The 15,940-nt window shown below is 68.9% G+C and carries 12 protein-coding genes; 9 read left to right on the top strand and 3 right to left on the bottom strand.

Going from position 1 to position 15,940, the window contains the following annotated elements; all coding sequences use genetic code 11:
- The first annotated feature begins 1,319 nt into the window (after positions 1 to 1,319).
- On the top strand, positions 1,320 to 2,687 hold the full coding sequence (locus OHA11_RS40585) for an NAD(P)/FAD-dependent oxidoreductase (protein WP_266505207.1): 1,368 nt from the start codon (positions 1,320 to 1,322) through the stop codon (positions 2,685 to 2,687).
- A gap of 35 nt (positions 2,688 to 2,722) precedes the next feature.
- Here the strand turns inward: OHA11_RS40585 and OHA11_RS40580 are convergent, their stop codons facing one another.
- A complete protein-coding gene (locus OHA11_RS40580) occupies positions 2,723 to 3,946 on the bottom strand; it encodes an alpha/beta fold hydrolase (RefSeq protein WP_266505204.1) in 1,224 nt (407 codons plus the stop codon).
- A 529-nt stretch (positions 3,947 to 4,475) separates the two neighbouring features.
- On the opposite strand from OHA11_RS40580, the gene OHA11_RS40575 reads away from it, so the two are divergent.
- Entirely contained in the window at positions 4,476 to 5,048 is a 573-nt protein-coding gene (locus OHA11_RS40575; RefSeq protein WP_266505202.1) for a redoxin family protein, read from the top strand.
- A 7-nt stretch (positions 5,049 to 5,055) separates the two neighbouring features.
- Entirely contained in the window at positions 5,056 to 6,111 is a 1,056-nt protein-coding gene (locus tag OHA11_RS40570) for a cytochrome c biogenesis CcdA family protein (RefSeq protein ID WP_266505200.1), read from the top strand.
- A gap of 514 nt (positions 6,112 to 6,625) precedes the next feature.
- Here the strand turns inward: OHA11_RS40570 and OHA11_RS40565 are convergent.
- A complete protein-coding gene (locus OHA11_RS40565) occupies positions 6,626 to 7,102 on the bottom strand; it encodes a flagellar motor protein MotB (RefSeq protein ID WP_266505198.1) in 477 nt (158 codons plus the stop codon).
- A 514-nt stretch (positions 7,103 to 7,616) separates the two neighbouring features.
- Between OHA11_RS40565 and OHA11_RS40560 the strand changes: the two genes are divergently transcribed.
- The 5 genes from OHA11_RS40560 to nhaA all read left to right on the top strand — a co-directional run bounded on the left by OHA11_RS40560 (position 7,617) and on the right by nhaA (position 13,129).
- The gene (locus tag OHA11_RS40560; RefSeq protein ID WP_266505196.1) at positions 7,617 to 9,554 is read left to right on the top strand and encodes a galactose oxidase early set domain-containing protein; all 1,938 of its coding nucleotides are present in this window, start codon (positions 7,617 to 7,619) and stop codon (positions 9,552 to 9,554) included.
- A gap of 153 nt (positions 9,555 to 9,707) precedes the next feature.
- Complete coding sequence (locus OHA11_RS40555; RefSeq protein WP_266505194.1) at positions 9,708 to 10,454, top strand: DUF4142 domain-containing protein; 747 nt, start codon at positions 9,708 to 9,710, stop codon at positions 10,452 to 10,454.
- 112 nt (positions 10,455 to 10,566) lie between these two features.
- Positions 10,567 to 11,076, top strand: coding sequence for a hypothetical protein (locus OHA11_RS40550; protein WP_266505192.1), 510 nt, complete (start codon positions 10,567 to 10,569; stop codon positions 11,074 to 11,076).
- Between the two features lie 10 nt (positions 11,077 to 11,086).
- A complete protein-coding gene (locus OHA11_RS40545) occupies positions 11,087 to 11,287 on the top strand; it encodes a hypothetical protein (RefSeq protein WP_266505191.1) in 201 nt (66 codons plus the stop codon).
- 519 nt (positions 11,288 to 11,806) lie between these two features.
- Positions 11,807 to 13,129 carry a Na+/H+ antiporter NhaA gene (gene nhaA, locus OHA11_RS40540; protein ID WP_266505189.1) on the top strand — a complete coding sequence of 441 codons (1,323 nt, stop codon included), beginning with the start codon at positions 11,807 to 11,809 and terminating at the stop codon, positions 13,127 to 13,129.
- A 1,334-nt stretch (positions 13,130 to 14,463) separates the two neighbouring features.
- Here nhaA and OHA11_RS40535 read toward each other — a convergent pair.
- Positions 14,464 to 14,826, bottom strand: coding sequence for a hypothetical protein (locus OHA11_RS40535; RefSeq protein WP_266505187.1), 363 nt, complete (start codon positions 14,824 to 14,826; stop codon positions 14,464 to 14,466).
- A 182-nt stretch (positions 14,827 to 15,008) separates the two neighbouring features.
- Here OHA11_RS40535 and OHA11_RS40530 point away from each other — a divergent pair, with 182 nt between their 5' ends.
- Positions 15,009 to 15,710 (top strand): TetR/AcrR family transcriptional regulator C-terminal domain-containing protein, encoded by a 702-nt coding sequence (locus tag OHA11_RS40530; protein WP_266505184.1) that lies wholly within the window; start codon positions 15,009 to 15,011, stop codon positions 15,708 to 15,710.
- The last annotated feature ends 230 nt before the right edge of the window (positions 15,711 to 15,940 follow it).

The following is a 15,940-nucleotide window of genomic DNA, read 5'->3' as shown; positions in this document are numbered from 1 at the left end:
TGGAGCGCAACCTCACCGAACAGCCTCACCTGTATGCCATGCACTACGCATCCCCCTCGAACCACGCGCCCTGGCCGACACTTGGACGACACCCACGCAGCGACATCGAAACGAGCTGACCGTCGCCAACTCCCTTTACAGTCAAGGGAATTGGAATTATTCCATGAATCACGCGCTTCCTTCACGCTTTCCACACAGCCGAAGCCGCTCGCTGGAGGGCAGCGGTCGCCGCCTGCCGCGTGTCACCCGCCCCGGATGCCACCGTCCACCCCGTCGTATCGCCCCGCAGGGACTCCACCCATTCAGATATGCCTTGAGCGTGTCCGGCGGTTGCGCCCCGGACGACATCTCATTTCCCCAGGTGAACGACATGGTGTAGTTCACACAATGAAACTGATGATCTTCAACTGAGCTGCCACCTGCGTAGATCTGACTCCAGTTGCCGTCCGCCTTCACGGTGACCGTGATGTCGCCGCGGACGCGCTTGCTGCTGTCGCTCGTCTTGAACGCGACCGACTGGCCGTCCGACGCGACGTGCTTGGTGGTGGCGTTGGCGTGTGCGGGAACCGTTCCCCGCAGCAGGAAGCCCAGCCCAGACCGTGGCGATCAGCAGCACCAGCCCCCGTCGTGTCCGGACCAGGCAAGACGTCCTGGTGTTGTCGAGTCCCATCGCGTGTCCATCTCTCATTGGTGTCTTGCGTCCGAAATGGACCCGGGCCGGGGCCGATGTCCGTTTGGCTGCTCCTCTGCCCGACACCGCTCAAGCATCGGGCCCGCCACCAGGCCAGACTTGGTGGACCTCTGAGGCTTCCCTGAGGAGGAGCTGAGGGAGCCGACCGCATCCGGCAGACCGGGGTGGCGGCTCCCGTCCAAGAAGTTGAGGTGGTAGCCCCAGGTCGGCTCGGGCTGGTCACCGTGGCCGTCGTGTCCGGCGAAGCCGGTGGGGTGCTTCAGGCCGGCCTGGTGGCGTGTGGCCGCCGTGGCGAATGAGCCGGGGCACGCCGGCGGCTGTTCGGCTGCGCACGTTAACTCCGGTCCACACCCACGCGCCGTCTTCTGTCGGCGTGCACGCGAACGTCCCCGACATCGCCTCCCGTTCACGCTGGTGGTCGCATGCCGGAAGTGCCGCCCGCGCCCGGGAGTGGGCACGTGATCGCTTCACGGTGGCTTTCGGGCCCGCCAGGTGCCGGCTTTCCGGCCGACTTCGGCTCCTCCTCAGAAAAGCCTCAGATTTCCCTCAAGTCCTGGCCCGGTGACAGCGCGATGCTCGAGCAGGCCCAGGGCCGCCTTCGGCCCGGGTTCGAGCTGGAGGGTGAGAGGTGAGGCAGCGCAACGGCACCACCGCCGTGGTCATCGGCGCGGGCATAGCGGGCCTGCTGACCGCACGGGTCCTGAGTGAGCACGTCGATCGGGTGACGGTACTGGAACGGGACCGCCTGCCGCAGGACGCGGTCACGCGCAGAAGCGTCCCCCAGGGACGTCACGCCCACGTACTGCTGGCCACCGGCCAGCAACTCCTGGCCGGCTGGTTCCCCGGTCTCATCGACGAACTAGTGCGGGCAGGCGCGGTCCCCCTCGACGCCAAGGACCTGGTGTGGCACCAGGCGGGCGCCCACCGGATACGGTCCGATCTCGGATTCCTCACGATGTCGATGAGCCGGCCCCTGCTGGAGTGCACGGTGCGCGAGCGGCTCCTGCGGCAACGGTCCAACGTGTCCATCACCGACGAGACGGCCGTGGACCGCTTGGTCCTGGAAGGCGGCCGGGTGGCCGGTATCCGGATCGACGGAACCGAGCACCGGGCCGACCTCGTGGTCGACTGCACCGGCCGCAACACCCGTTTCCTCGACCAGTTGGCCACAGCGGGATTTCCGGCACCCGAGGTCTCCGCCATCCGTATCGACACGGCCTACGGAACCCGGACCGTGCGGCGGCGGCCGGACGATCTCGACGGCACTCTCGCCCTCGTGGTCGACAACCCGGCCCGCGGTCACCGCGTGGGCATGATGGTGCCCGTGGAGGGCGGCCGTTGGATCATCACCGTGGGTTCGCTCCACGGTGATGTCCCCCCGACCGAGCCGGCCGAGTACGAGGACTTCGCCCGCTCCCTGCCATCGCCCGCGATCGCCGATGTCCTCGCCCGGGCCGAGGCCCTCACACCGGTCCTCAGCCATCGGATGCCCACCAGCCGGCGCCGCCACGTGGAGCGGTTGGAGCGGACCCCACCGGGATTCCTGGTGCTGGGGGATGCCATCTGCAGCCTCAACCCCCTTCACTGGCAGGGAATGTCTGCGGCGACCCTGCAGGCCCAAGCCCTGGGCCAGGCCGTCGAACGCCACGGCCCTGCCTCCCCCGCACTGGCGCGTGACTTCTACCAGCGGGCCGCAAAAGTGGTCGACATACCGTGGAGGATCGCGGCAGGGGCCGACTTCGCCGACCCTCGCACCAGCGGGTCCAAGCCGCCTGGCACCGGCCTCGTCAACCGCTACATCGACAAGGTGTTCCGGGCCTGCCACACCTCCGTCCCGGTGGCCCGCCAGACGCTGCGGGTGCAGAACCTGCTGGCCCGGCCGCAGTCACTCATGACCCCGGCCATGGTCATCCGAGTACTGCTGGCCGCCCGCCGCTCTCCCGCAAGAGTTGAAACGCCTGCCGGCCCCGCGGTACGCAGACGACCGGTTGCCTGACCCGGACCCCGCAGCCCGCCGGTCGACCGCTGAGGTCACTCGGACAGGAAGGCGTCGATGTGGGACAGGAACTCGTCCCAGGCCGGCTCGAACGCGGTGAGCAGGTGATTGCTGCTCTTGAGCAGCACCAGCCGGCTGTCGGGAATGAGAGCGGCCAGCTCACTGGCCTGCGAGGCCGGCACCCGCCCATCATCGCGCGAATGAATGATCAGCGTCGGGCACTCCACCCGATGGGCGATGTCGGAGACGTCGATCCGGGCGAACTCCTCCAGGAAGCGAACCCCGTTGGCCGGAGAGGTCGTCCGCCGCTGGAAGGCGCTGAAGTCCTCCCAGTCCCCCGGTGTGCCCTCGGGCAGGAACTGGGAGGCGAAGACCCGCAGGAAGCTGGGATCCTGGTGCATCCACCCCACTCGGGCCAGATCCAGGTCGAGGTTCGCCTCTTCGCGCTCGGCCTCGCCCTGTGCCCGCACCTGCCGTCCTCGGGCGTACGCCCCGGCGAGGATCAGCCGGCTGACCCGTTCGGGACGGCGCGCGGCATAGGCCACAGCCACCGCACCACCCTGAGACACCCCCAGCAGAGGGAAACAATCAAGCCCGGCGGCCTCGACCACGCTCTCGAGGTCGTCGACCCAGTCGTCGAACCTGAAGCTGGGCACGGCCCAGTCCGAGAGGCCGCAACCCCGCTCGTCGTAGCGGATCAGTTGGCGGTTGCGGGCGAGACCTCCCAGCCAGTGCGACCACACCGGGCTCATCCACTCAAGGTCGAGATGGGTCAGCCAGTTGGCCGCCTTGAGTAACGGCGGGCCCGAGCCGACGGTGGCGTAGGCGATGCGGGTGCCGTCGTCGGCCCGGCAGAACCGGATGGTCTGACGTCTCCCCACGTCGTTCGGCCCGCCCGCCGACGTCGGCTCCACGACGGACCCGACGGGCGGACCGGCCCCGACCACTGTCACCGGGGCCACGAACTGATAGCCCCGCCGGTGCACCGTGCGGATCAGTCGCTGCTGACTGCCGGTGTCGCCCACAGCCAACCGCACGGTCCGCAGCGCCGTGGTAAGGGCCGCCTCGCTGACAAAGCGGTCACCCCACACCTCATCCAGCAGCTCGTTCTTCGCCACCACCCGGTCCCGTCGCTCGACCAAGTGGCACAGCAGATCCAGAGCCCGAGGCTCGACGTGGACCGGCTCACCGGCCCGGCGGAGCTGATGACGAGCCGTGTCCAGCTCGTACTCCCCAAAACGATAATTGTCCCCCACCACCTTTGCAGCGTACAACTCCCTTCTACTGGCGTATACATGGGCGATCCACAGGCGTGTCGACGCCCGATCGGCAGGCTCTTCGCACCGACGTCCACCGCTTCTTGCTGACCGACGCCCGCATCTCCGCCCCGCATCACCGAGATCCTCGGCCGGTGCCTGACCGATCTCGAACAGCGCCTGTCCGACAGCGTCTTCAGTCGGTACCGCAGCGGATCGCCACTATCCCGTTGGCCCTCACGGCCAAGACCCGGCCACGGGTGCTCAGGCCCGCCGCCTGCAGATCACGCTCATCCGCCAGGAGATCGCCGCCCTGGTCGGCACCTCCGCGAAACGTGCACCAAGGTGCTGCGCGACTTCGCCGACCGGCACCTGATCCGCCTCGCCCTGGGCCGCATCACTGTCCTCGCCCCCAGGGCGGCTCGCCGACCATGCGGGCTGACGTCACCGAACCGTAAGCACCCGCCCTGGCCCTCACCGCGCGCCGCCCGGCCTACAGTTCAGCCGACCCGACCACAGGAGTCGTCCCGTCATGCGTGCCCGCCTGATCCTCCCCGGCCTGCTCGCCGCCGCCGCGCTCACCCTCGTCGGCTGCGGTACACAGAACACCGCCTCCTCCGGCAGCGCTGAGGAGAAGTCCCGCACCACAGCTCCCGGCTCCTCCGCGCCGGCGCAGGAGGGGGCTGGCGCCGCGGTGGCCCCCAAGGCGCTGCGGTTCACCGGCACGACCGTGGACGGCAGGCCGTTCGACGCGGCCACGCTGGCGGGCAAGCCCACCGTGCTGTGGTTCTGGGCCCCGTGGTGCCCCAAGTGCCGCGCCCAGGCTGCCGAGACCGCCAAGGTCGCCACCGACTACCAGGGCGAGGCCAACGTCCTCGGCGTCGCCGGCCTCGACAAGAACGCCGCCATGAAGGACTTCGTCTCCCAGACCGGCACCGACTCGTTCCTCCACCTGTCCGACGAGGCCGGCGACGTATGGAAACGCTTCGAGGTCACCGAACAGAGCCGCTACGTCATCCTCGACAAGGACGGCAAGACCGTATACGAGGGTGTGCTGCCCGGCGGCAAGGGCCTGGCTGAGAAGGTCGCCGGACTCACCGGCTGAACCCGCCATGGCCGACCTGCCTCTCGCCCTCGCTCTCAGCGCGGGCATGCTCGCCGCCGTCAACCCGTGCGGCTTCGCGCTGCTCCCCGCCTACCTCTCCCTGCTCGTCCTCAGAGACGACTCCCCCAGCCGTACGGTCGCCGTCGGCCGGGCACTGTCCGCCACCGCCGCGATGACCGCAGGATTCGCCGCGCTCTTCGGCGTGTTCGGCCTGGCCGTCCAGCCCGTCGCGGGACAGATGCAGGAGCATCTGCCCTGGTTCACCATCACCTTCGGGCTCCTCATGGCGGTAGCCGGCGGATGGCTGATTGCCGGGCGCCAACTGCCCTCCCCGGCACCGAAACTGCGCCGCGCCCCGGCCGTGACTCGCTCGCTGCCCTCGATGGCACTCTTCGGCATGGCCTACGCTACGGCCTCCCTGGGCTGCACGATCGCCCCGTTCCTGGCCATCGTCGTCTCCGCCTTCCGCAGCGGCTCGGCCAGTGAGGGCATCGCCCTGTTCGCCGCCTACGCCGGCGGGATGGGCCTGATCGTCGGCACCGCCTCCCTGACCGTCGCCCTCACCCGCACCGCCGCCGCCACCCGTCTGCGCCGCCTCGGCGCGATCGCGCCCCGGCTCGGCGGCGCGCTCCTCCTGTGCGTCGGTGTGTACGTGGCGTACTACGGCTGGTACGAGATCCGTGTCCAGCGTGACCCCGCCCTCCAGGACCCGGTCATCGACGCGGCGGGCTCCGTTCAGCGCGGCATTGCCGAGACGCTGGATGCCGCCGGCGCTGCGGTGATCGCTCTGGTCTTCACCGCGCTGCTCATCACGGCTGTGGCGCTCCTTCGTTTCCGGCGGGCCCGAGGGGCCCGCCGGTCACCCTGCACGGACACCGACGCTCGCTCGACGCCCAGCCACACCCCCCAAACGCTGGGCGGCCAGGGCGACCGAGGTCAGACAGTCATGGTGGTGCCGTCTAAACGATCGAGGGTGAAGACCGCGTCCTCCAGGAGCGCCTTCTTGGCCTCGCGCAGGATGCCGATGACGGCCTCCGCGCCCAGCCGGACCGCCTCGCCGTAATCGGTACGCCAGTGCAGCCGACCATGTCGCGGCCGGTGGCGATAGTCGCGGCGACCTGGTTGAGTTCACCGCCGCCCGTGAGCCGGCCGCCGTCCGGACCGGTGTCGGCTCCAGCCCTCCCGGGTCTCGGCCGAGCGGGATCCGCTCGGCGTCCTCGAAGCTGCCGGTGGCCAGCGCCCGGCGCAGCAGGTGGTTGGCGGCGGAGTCGGCCTCTCCGTACTTGTTGTGCGGCAGTGCTTTGGACCCGTTGGCGGGCGTCGCAGGTTCGAATCCTGTGGGGGGGCGGACTCCCGGGAAGGACACTCTCGTCGGGCACCGTGTCGCCACGTTCTCCGCGGTGGACACCGACGTGTCGCCATCGCCGGCGCCCTGCTGGGCCCCTCGCCTGCTCCTCCTCGACGAGACCACCTCGCAGCCGACGTGGGCTCTGTACGGTCGAACTCGCAGCCGCCCAGTTCCCGCCCACGGCACTCGCCGATGTTCTCGGGGCGCGGCCATACTGCCGTGGGGCCGACTAGCCACGGTTGGAGTCATAGCCCCAGCGAGTCCGGCCGTCCTTGCCCATGAAGCACTTGGCGGGCCGTCCGTCCTCGGCGGTGCCGAGAGCTCCGACGGGGGAACAGGCGTACCCGAACTGGATACCCGTCTGGTCGTCGGAGTTGTTCCCGACACTTGTCCCGCTGCTGCCGGAGCCGCCGTCTTGGGCGGGCCGGGCCGTGACGGTCACCTTCACCCTGACCGTCTTCGTCTCGGTGACCGTGGGTGCGGGTTTCGCCTTCGCCGTCGCGGTTGTCGCCACGGTGACGGTCGGGCCAGGGCGGGCAGTTGCGGGTTTCGCATCGTCGGTCGTTGTGCTGGCGCCGCTGGATCCGGCGCCGATGCCGAGGAAGAATGCGAAGCCGAGCGCGGGCAGAACGTATCTCTTGCGCGCCCACCTCGGAGTCGAGCGCGGCAACTGCGGTTTGGGCGGCCGTATGTACGGGTTGTTCATCTCGTCCCCCTGCGGGCGATTCTGGAGGGGATGACAGTACTGCCGGGCAGAGGGTGCGCCCACTGCCCGAGAGAGAAGCGGCCTTCCTGTGACGGCATGTCGGGCTCGTCCGGCCACTCGGCAGACTCCGGACCGGAAGGGCGTACGGCCTTCCCCTGCTCGACCGCGTGCCGCCACATCGTTCTCCTCGCGCACGCCATGGCGGGTCGGGCTCGCGACCAGGAGGCCGCCTCCTCCGGGACCGGCGAAGGCGGCCTCCTACCGGCCACCGCTGCAGCCCACTGTGATCGTCGACTTCTTCACCGCCTGGCCGTCATCATCTCGCCGGGCTGCCCCGAATGGCGGGAGCAGCGTGAGCCCGCCCTGCCCCCTCCCGCAGGCGGGGAGCAATCCGCGCATTGCGCGGAACGGGGCATTTTGCATAGTGCAAGCGAGTGGATCGTCACGTGCCCCCGGCCGCAGAGGGTAGTCCTCGGTACGTCCAGGACCGACCCGCCCGCCGCGGAGGCACCCGATGGCCCAGCGTCCCTCCCGTCCGACCACACGCAAAACCCTGCTCGGCGTCGCAGCAGCGGTCACCCTGGCCGCCCTCAACGCCCCGGCCGTGGCGGGCTTCGCCCAGGACGCCTACCACCGCTACGAGATCAACCAGCCCGAGTACAAGGCGAAGTACGGCCACTGGGCGCTCGCCTCGCTCCCGGAGAAGTACCAGCTCAACTCGATCCACGCGATCCTGCTGCATACCGGCAAGGTGCTACTGATCGCCGGTTCCGGGAACAACGTGAAGCTGTTCGAGGGCGGGGCCTTCAAGAGCACCCTGTGGGACCCGTCCACGGACACCTTCAAGAAGATCGACACCCCGAATGACATGTTCTGCGCCGGACACGCTCAACTCCCCGACGGGAAGGTACTGATCGCCGGCGGCACTGCCCGCTACGAAGTTCTCAAGGGCGACGTGAAGCGGGCCGGAGGCGCCATGCTGGTCAAGAACGAGAACCCGGACCGCGCACACACTTTCCCCAAGGGCACCGTCTTCCGCGCCCCATCCGGCGTGGAGTACCGCTCCCAGTTCAGCGTGCACGTGCCGGCCGCGAAGAAGGTGCCCACGGGCCAGGGCGGCAACGTCAAGGTCACCGCGAGCGAGGCCCGTGTCTTCGTCGAGGCAGCGGACAAGGGCCCGCTCGGCATGACCAACACCACCGAGCAGTACGCCATCCAGGACCTGAAGGGCGAGGACGCCGACAACCTCTACGGCATCGCCAACAAACTCGGCCTCGACAAGAAGAACTTCCAGGGCATCAAGGACGCCTACGAGTTCGACCCTGTCACCGAGAAGTACACCAGGGTCGGCTCCATGCGCGAGGCTCGCTGGTACCCGACCCTGACCCCCCTGTCCGACGGGCGCGTCCTCGCCGTCTCCGGCCTCGACGACATCGGGCAGGTCGTGCCCGGCAAGAACGAGGTCTACGACCCGCGGACACAGACTTGGCCTCCGGCACCGACCCGCTACTTCCCCACTTACCCGTCCTTCTTCCTCACTGGCCAGCGGAAGATCTTCTACTCCGGCTCCAACGCCGGATACGGCCCCGCCGGTAAGGGCCGCAAGCCCGGCCTGTGGGACCTCAGGAGCAACACCTTCACGCCGATCGGCGGCCTGAAGGACCCGGACATCCTGGAGACTTCGTCCTCCGTGCTACTACCGCCCGCGCAGGACAAGAAGGTGATGGTGCTCGGCGGCGGAGGTGTCGGCGAGTCCCCCGCGGCCACCTCCCGCACCGCGACCGTCGACCTCGATGCCGAGCATCCGGCCTTCACAGCCGGCCCGCGCCTGCCGAAGAGCATCCGCTATCTGAACAGCGTGATCCTCCCGGACGACACCGTGTTCACCACCGGCGGCAGCCGTGGCTACCGCGGCAAGGGCGCCAGCGACATCCTCAAGAGCCAGATCTACGACCCGCACAAGAACGCCTTCGCGCCCGCCGCCGATCCCACGGTTGGGCGCAACTACCACAGCGAGGCACTGCTGCTCTCCGACGGCCGTGTCGCCGTCTTCGGTTCCGACCCCCTCTTCGCCGACAAGGCCAACTCCCGCGCGGGCCGTTTCGAGCAGCGCGTCGAGGTCTTCTCTCCGCCCTACCTCCACCGAGGCGACCGACCGGACCTGGCCCCCGGCGGCAGAACCGACGTTGAGCACGGCGGCGAAGTCGTCCTGCATACCGCCGATCCGGCTCGCATCAGCCGCGTGCGGCTCATCCGCCCCGGATCCGCCACCCACGTCACGGACTTCGACCAGCGCTCCGTCGCCCTGGATATCACCCGGCGGGGCAACGGCACACTCACGGCCCGCGTGCCCAACGACGCGGCCCTCGTCCCACCTGGCCGTTACATGACCGTCGCCGTTGACACACGAGGCGTTCCGTCCCGCGCCGTCTGGATCCACGTCGCCGGATGAGACGCCGTGGTCATCGCGGTTGCCGACCTCAAAGAGGCATCGACATGTGACACACATCACGAAGCACACTACAAAATTTGCCTAGTGCAATGATGATTCGGCCTTGTGCGGCCGTACCCCCTGACACACAGCTCGCTCACGTCAGGAGGCTCCATGCCCGTCTCCCGCAACACGGCCGGGACAGTATTCGTGGTCGGCGCGCTGGGATTGACCCTCGCCGCCCTCGCCTACCCCGCCATGCTCGGCATCCAGAACACGGCGACGAACACGTCCCGCATCATCGCCAACACCCAGTACGGTCCGCTGACCGAGGCCGACCGCGACTTCGTCGTCAAGGTCCGCGCGGCCGGCCTGTGGGAATACCCCCTGGGAGAGCTGGCCATGCAGCGCGGCACCACGAAGGAGATGAAGGAGGCCGGCGAGCACCTGATCGTCGGCCACGCCGGGCTGGACCAGATGTGCCGCAAGATCGCCCCCGAGCTGAACATCACCCTGCCCAACCAGGCCAGTCCCCAGCAGCAGCAGTTCGTGGCGACAGTGGACTCCAAGAGCGGCAAGGAGTTCGACTCCACCGCGGTCAGCATCATGCGCGTCACCCACGGCCAGATCTTCCCGACCATCGCCAAAATCCGGGCCAGCACCGAGAACACCCTGGTCCGCCAGCTCGCCGACCTGGCCAACGACACGGTCCTGGACCACATCACGGTCCTGGAGAACACCGACCTGGTCAACTACGACCAGGTCAACTTCCAGCAGACCACCCCGCCCAAACTCCCCAAGGCCGAGCTCACCCCGCCCGCACCCCAGCCCGGCTCCCCGGTCGTCGTCCTCACTCCCCGCCCCGACCTGGACGTCAACACCAGCTCCCCGACACCCGCGCCCAGCCCCAGCGTCCAGTGATCAGCGAGGGGCGGCCTGTCATGATCCCGCTGCGGAGGGCGGGCAGGCAGGAAAGCCGGATGCGGTACGGGAGAGCCTGTAGGAGCGTAGGACCGCAATCGCGAACGCCGAGATGCGCCGGAGCCCAGCCGCCCAGGTCGAGCAGGGGCCCAACCGGGCCACCCCGGCCTCCACGCCACGTGGCGGCACCCGCCCCTTCGCGTCACACACCACGGCGAGCACGTCGGGTACGGCAATAGCCGCGCTCCTGATCGGCGCCGCCCCGGTGACCGCATCCGGGTCGGAGTCAGAGACCGCTCCGCCCCCGGCGCCGCCCACTCCGGAATGGGTCAACGCCGACGGAACCATCGACGAGGGCAGGATGCCGGAGACCATGCCGCTCATCGGCTCTGAAGGCAAGGTCGCCAAAGACGCCAACGGCAGGGCGCTCAGGGTCAAGACACGCGGCCTGCTCAACCCGTCCGGAGCTCCCGTCACACCCAAGCCGAAGGCGGGAGAGAATCGCTCTACTGAGACGGACGCGGACGGGTGCCCGAGAACATCCAGGTCGGGCCGTCCGTACCGCCTGCTAGCTGACACGGCCCATACGGTCGGCCAGGGGATGGAAGAGGGGCATGAGTAGAGTTCCACGTGTGTTCCGTCTGATGGAAGGGCTGTGCGCGGTCATCGCGGTGCTCTACGCGACGCTCTTGGTGCTGTTCACCAACTACGATGCCCTGCTGATCACCTACGAGAACGGCGACCTCACCCCCACGAGTCTGGTCTTCGCAGGGGCGTGCATCGGCTGGGTGGGCCTGCGCCTGGTGCGCTCCCCGCGACGCCCCCAGCTGTAGTCATCGGTGGTGCGTGCGCCGTTGGTCTGGTGGCCGTGCTGTGGTGGACGAACCGCACCATGGTGGAGGAACCGCGTGTCACGCCCACTCCGGGCACGGCGCCCTCTCCGGTCCCGCCGACCCCCGGGCCGTAACCGGCTCGGTTTGGAGCCCTCCGCCACTGCACGAGTGGCCGAGGGCTTCGCCGTGGGAAGGGGCGGCAACTCCGGGGCGACGTGTCCACGTTGGGATGAATGCCGTGGGCCGTCCGCCTCGCGACGACAAGGGTGTGTCCGTCGTTCCACGTAGGACCGTCCGACTCGTAGACCGACTCCCTACGGGTGGGCCCGGCCGTATGCGCGCCGCACGGGCAACCGGGTCCACCGACGGACGGGGTACGACAAGGGCGGCCTGTGCCGATGCGGACCAGGCCGATAGGCTGTAAAGAACGCGTCAAGCAGGCGCGCGGTGTGCCGGGAAGTCTGGTCGGCGTCCAGGGGCTTGTGTGCCCAAAATGCCGATGCCCCGGAGGTCCACCCGATGGCCGCTGCCCGCCGTGACCGTAACCACTCCCCCTTCCTCGGACTCCTGCCCTGGCCGGAACGACAGGCGGTCGCCCGTGCCCTGCGCACCGAGACCGTGGGCGGTCTGGTGCTGCTCGCCGCGGCCGTGGTGGCCCTGATATGGGCGAACACTCCGTGGAGCGGCGCGTACGAGCAGATACGCGACTTCCACTTCGGCATTCCCGCTCTCGGCCTGGACCTGTCAGTGGGGCACTGGACAGCCGACGGCCTGCTCGCGATCTTCTTCCTCGTCGCCGGAATCGAGCTCAAGCGCGAACTGGTCATCGGCGAGCTGCGCACTCCGGCCACCGCGGCCCTGCCGGTCGTCGCCGCTTTCTGCGGGATGCTCGTCCCGGCCGCCCTGTATGCCGCCGTCGTTGCGACTGGCGGGGGCAGCATGGACGGCTGGGCGGTGCCGATGGCTACCGACATCGCCTTCGCCCTGGCAGTCCTCGCCGTCCTCAGTACCCACCTGCCCTCAGCGCTGCGGGCTTTCCTTCTCACTCTCGCCGTCGTCGACGATCTGGGCGCGATCCTCATCATCGCGATCTTCTTCACCGACGACCTGAACCTGGCGGCGCTGGCCGGGGCGTTCGTCGGACTGGTGGTCTTCTACCTGCTGCAGCGCCACCGCGTGACGGGCTGGTGGTGGTACGTCCCCCTCGGCTTCGCCATCTGGGCGCTGATGTACAACGGTGGCGTCCACGCCACTGTCGCGGGAGTCGCGATGGGCCTGATCCTGCGCGCCACCCGCGACACCGGTGAGAAGGCCTCGCCGGGCGAGCGCGCCGCGCATGTCATGCACCCGGTCTCCGCTGGGGTCGCGGTGCCGCTGTTCGCCCTGTTCGCCGCCGGGGTCGGTGTCTCGGCTCCCGTGCTCGGCGAGGTGTTCACCCGCCCGGAGCCGCTCGGGGTGGTCCTCGGGCTCGTTGTCGGCAAAACGGTGGGCATCTTCGTCGGCACGTACCTGGCCGCCCGCTTCACTCGGGCCCGCCTCAATCCCGACCTGGCCTGGGCCGACGTGCTCGCGCTCGCGGTGCTGGCCGGGATCGGATTCACCGTGGCCCTACTGATTGGCGAACTCGCCTTCCCCGACCCGGCGGCGGCCGAACACATCAAGGCCGCAGTCCTCATCGGCTCGCTCATCGCCGCCGGCCTGGCCACGCTGCTGATCAAACGCCGCAACGGCGTCTACCGACGCCTGTGGGAGGAAGAGACGCGCGACGAGGACGCCGACGGCATCCCCGACATCTACCAGCCAACCGGCCCCAGACCTGACAGCGACGGGACCGACAGGTGAGGAAGCAGCCATGCGCGAGGGATCCAATCGAGTCCTACCCCTTGTGAGCACGGACTGGCCGAGCGCTAGACGGTGAAAGCGCCGTGTGGCGTTCGAGCAAGCAGTGATCTCCTGCTCGGGCGCCGTCCGGGCAGGGCACGAACTCTCGTCCCGGCCCCACCCTCAGCAGCGCGGTGTCGCTTGCTCCATCTACGGTTCAGCGCGGTGCCGGCGGGGATGGCGACCGAGAAAGCTCGGCGAAGCCCTGACGGGTCGCGGCCGACACGATCCTGCTCACCGGGCGCAGGACGTATCCGGAGAACGGGCCCCAGACCAGGCCCCGCGGCCGTCATCGCCATCGGTTGTGCGGGCCGCTGCGAGGTCGAGTCGCCGGTCGGCAGAGTCTGCGGCGTCCAGGGCCAGGATGCAGGCCGGAAGGCTTCGCGACCGTACGCTCCTTCAGATGCGGGTGTCCCGCGACCACTGCGGCAGCGAAAGAGGAGCACCCTGCGTTCGACGGGGACGGCACCGAGCACCTGACGGCCTACGAGCGCACCGATGAACGCAGGAGCCTCCCGGCTCGAGACCCTGCAACACCGCACACCAGAGGACCGCGGCCCGGGCACCTCGTCCACCAGCAACAACAGCCGGGCCTTGCCCCAAGGCCCCTTGATGGTGTCGTCGTTGTTCCAGACGTAGCTGCAGGGCTTGGCCGCGCCCGGGGACGTGATCGACTGGATCTTGTCGTCGTTGTCCGTCCGTGGGTGCCGTCGTGATGGAGCGGGGGAGCTCGACGCTGAACCGCTTACTCAGCCGCAGCATGTCCTGCTGGTCTTTCATGGATGGCTCGTAGTCGAGGTGGCAGCGCATTTGGGTTACCGCCGTCGACGCAACCGAGCGCCGGGCCCTCGACGGCGCCGACTGCAGGCGGCGGACAGTGGAAGTTCTAGCCGTCCGGTAGCGCTCGGCCTCCGCCGCCGTCCGGTGTCGGCACGACGGGGTGGAGGTCGATTTCGCGACCGGGGCCATCGGCGAACGCGAGTGCGGTGGGGAGTCAGTTCCTCAGGATGGTGCGGCGCCCGCCTCGACGAGGCAGGCGCCGTATTCCTGGCAGGTCGGGGAGGATGACGACGAGATCAGGGTCTGAATGCTCTCGCGTGACCTCTCCGAGGAGAGCCGATGCCCCAACCGCCGTTGACCCAGGCGGTCGTGGCTTCCTTCGTCAAAACAGATGCCACGTCAAGGACGTGTGCAGCGCCCAGGCCCGCAACCCGGGACAACTGGTTGTCGGCGTCCAGCGCCGCGGGCGTGCAGCCATGTCCAAGGTGTGCGCCGGCCCCGGATGGGGCTCCGCTTCACCGCGCCTTCCTGAACAGCAGCGCGGAGACGAGGTTGACCAGGACGATCCCCAGCCACATGGCGAACACGGCATCCGGCTCCGCGCCCGCACCGGCTGTCAGCCAGATCGAGCCGCCGACCCCGAAGAGCAGGGAGAAGACCGGCACCGCCAGATGCGAGTTGTCGGGCTGCTGCCCCTGCTGCTTGTGCGGGGCCCCGCCGATCCCTTGCTGCGCCAGCCGGGCGTCCACCCGCTGGTCGATCGATTCCGTGGCGCCGGCGACGAAGGACTCCAGCACGGCGCGCTCGTACTCCGGCCCCAGTTCCTTGCGGGCCTCGTACGCCGCGGTGGCTTCGTCGTGGAGATCGGGAGCTACCATGGCTCGCGCTCCAGCCTTTCCGGTTTCCGGCATCAGGCAATCCGATCGTTCCGGTGGTTTCGAACACGGACGAAGCAAGGGTGTACGGCGTACACCTCATGCTGGGAATGCGGTAGGTGGACGCTGTACACCCGTCAAGGGGAAGAGTGGCCGGCTTCGGGCCTTGCCCAGTACGAGAGGGGATGGTGGAGATGGCCAAACAGGCCGACGTCGCCGCGCAGCCCCGCGCACCCCTGAGCAAGAGGCGGGTTCTGGACGCCGCCGTCGCCCTGGCCGACGAAGGCGGGGTCGACGCGCTCAGCATGCGCAAGATCGCGCAGGCGCTCGGCGTCGTACCCATGGCGCTGTACAAGCACGTGGCCAACAAGAACGAGCTGCTGGACGGCATGATCGACGTCCTCGTCGGCGAGATCGATCCGCCGACCGCCGACGTCGACTGGAAGACCGCCATCCGTCGACGGGTGCTGTCGGCCCGCCGCATGCTGCTGCGCCACCCGTGGGCGTCCGGGGTCATCGAGTCGCGGAGCAAGGCGCGGACCGCCCCCACCCCCGTGATGATGGAGTACCTGGACTCGATGATCGGGATCTTCCGGGCCGGGGGGTTCTCGATCGACCTGGTCCATCACGCGATGCACGTGATGGGCAGCCGCCTGCTGGGTTTCTCCCAGGAGCTGTTCGAGGACAGCTCCGACCGCGAGCCGGATCCGGACGCGATGCCGCCCGAGGAGATGGCCGCGCGCTTCCCCCACATCACCGAACTGGCCCTGGCGGTCGCCCACGACAACGAGTCCGTCGTCGGCTCGGGCTGCGATGACCAGTTCGAGTTCGAGTTCGCTCTGGACCTGACGCTGGACGGCCTTGAGCGGCTCCGGGGCGCGACCTGACCCCACCGGTGAAGGGCCAGGCGGCACTGGTCCGAGGTCTTCAGTCGTCACCGCCCAGAGCCCACCCCTCCTCGCGGGCCGCGAGCCGTGCGTCTCGAACTCGCGCCTCTTCACTCTTGACAGGTGTACGGCGTACACCTACGTTGCGCATTAGAGGTGTACGCCGTACACCTTTAAGAGATCTGCTGATCGGTCGGTGCCGTACCCGGAGAAGACAGCGAGCGGCAATC

The organism is Streptomyces sp. NBC_00878 (assembly GCF_026341515.1).
Taxonomy (GTDB): Bacteria; Actinomycetota; Actinomycetes; order Streptomycetales; family Streptomycetaceae; genus Streptomyces.
Note: the sequence above shows the minus strand (reverse complement) of the source record. Positions and strands in the feature narration are given on the sequence as shown.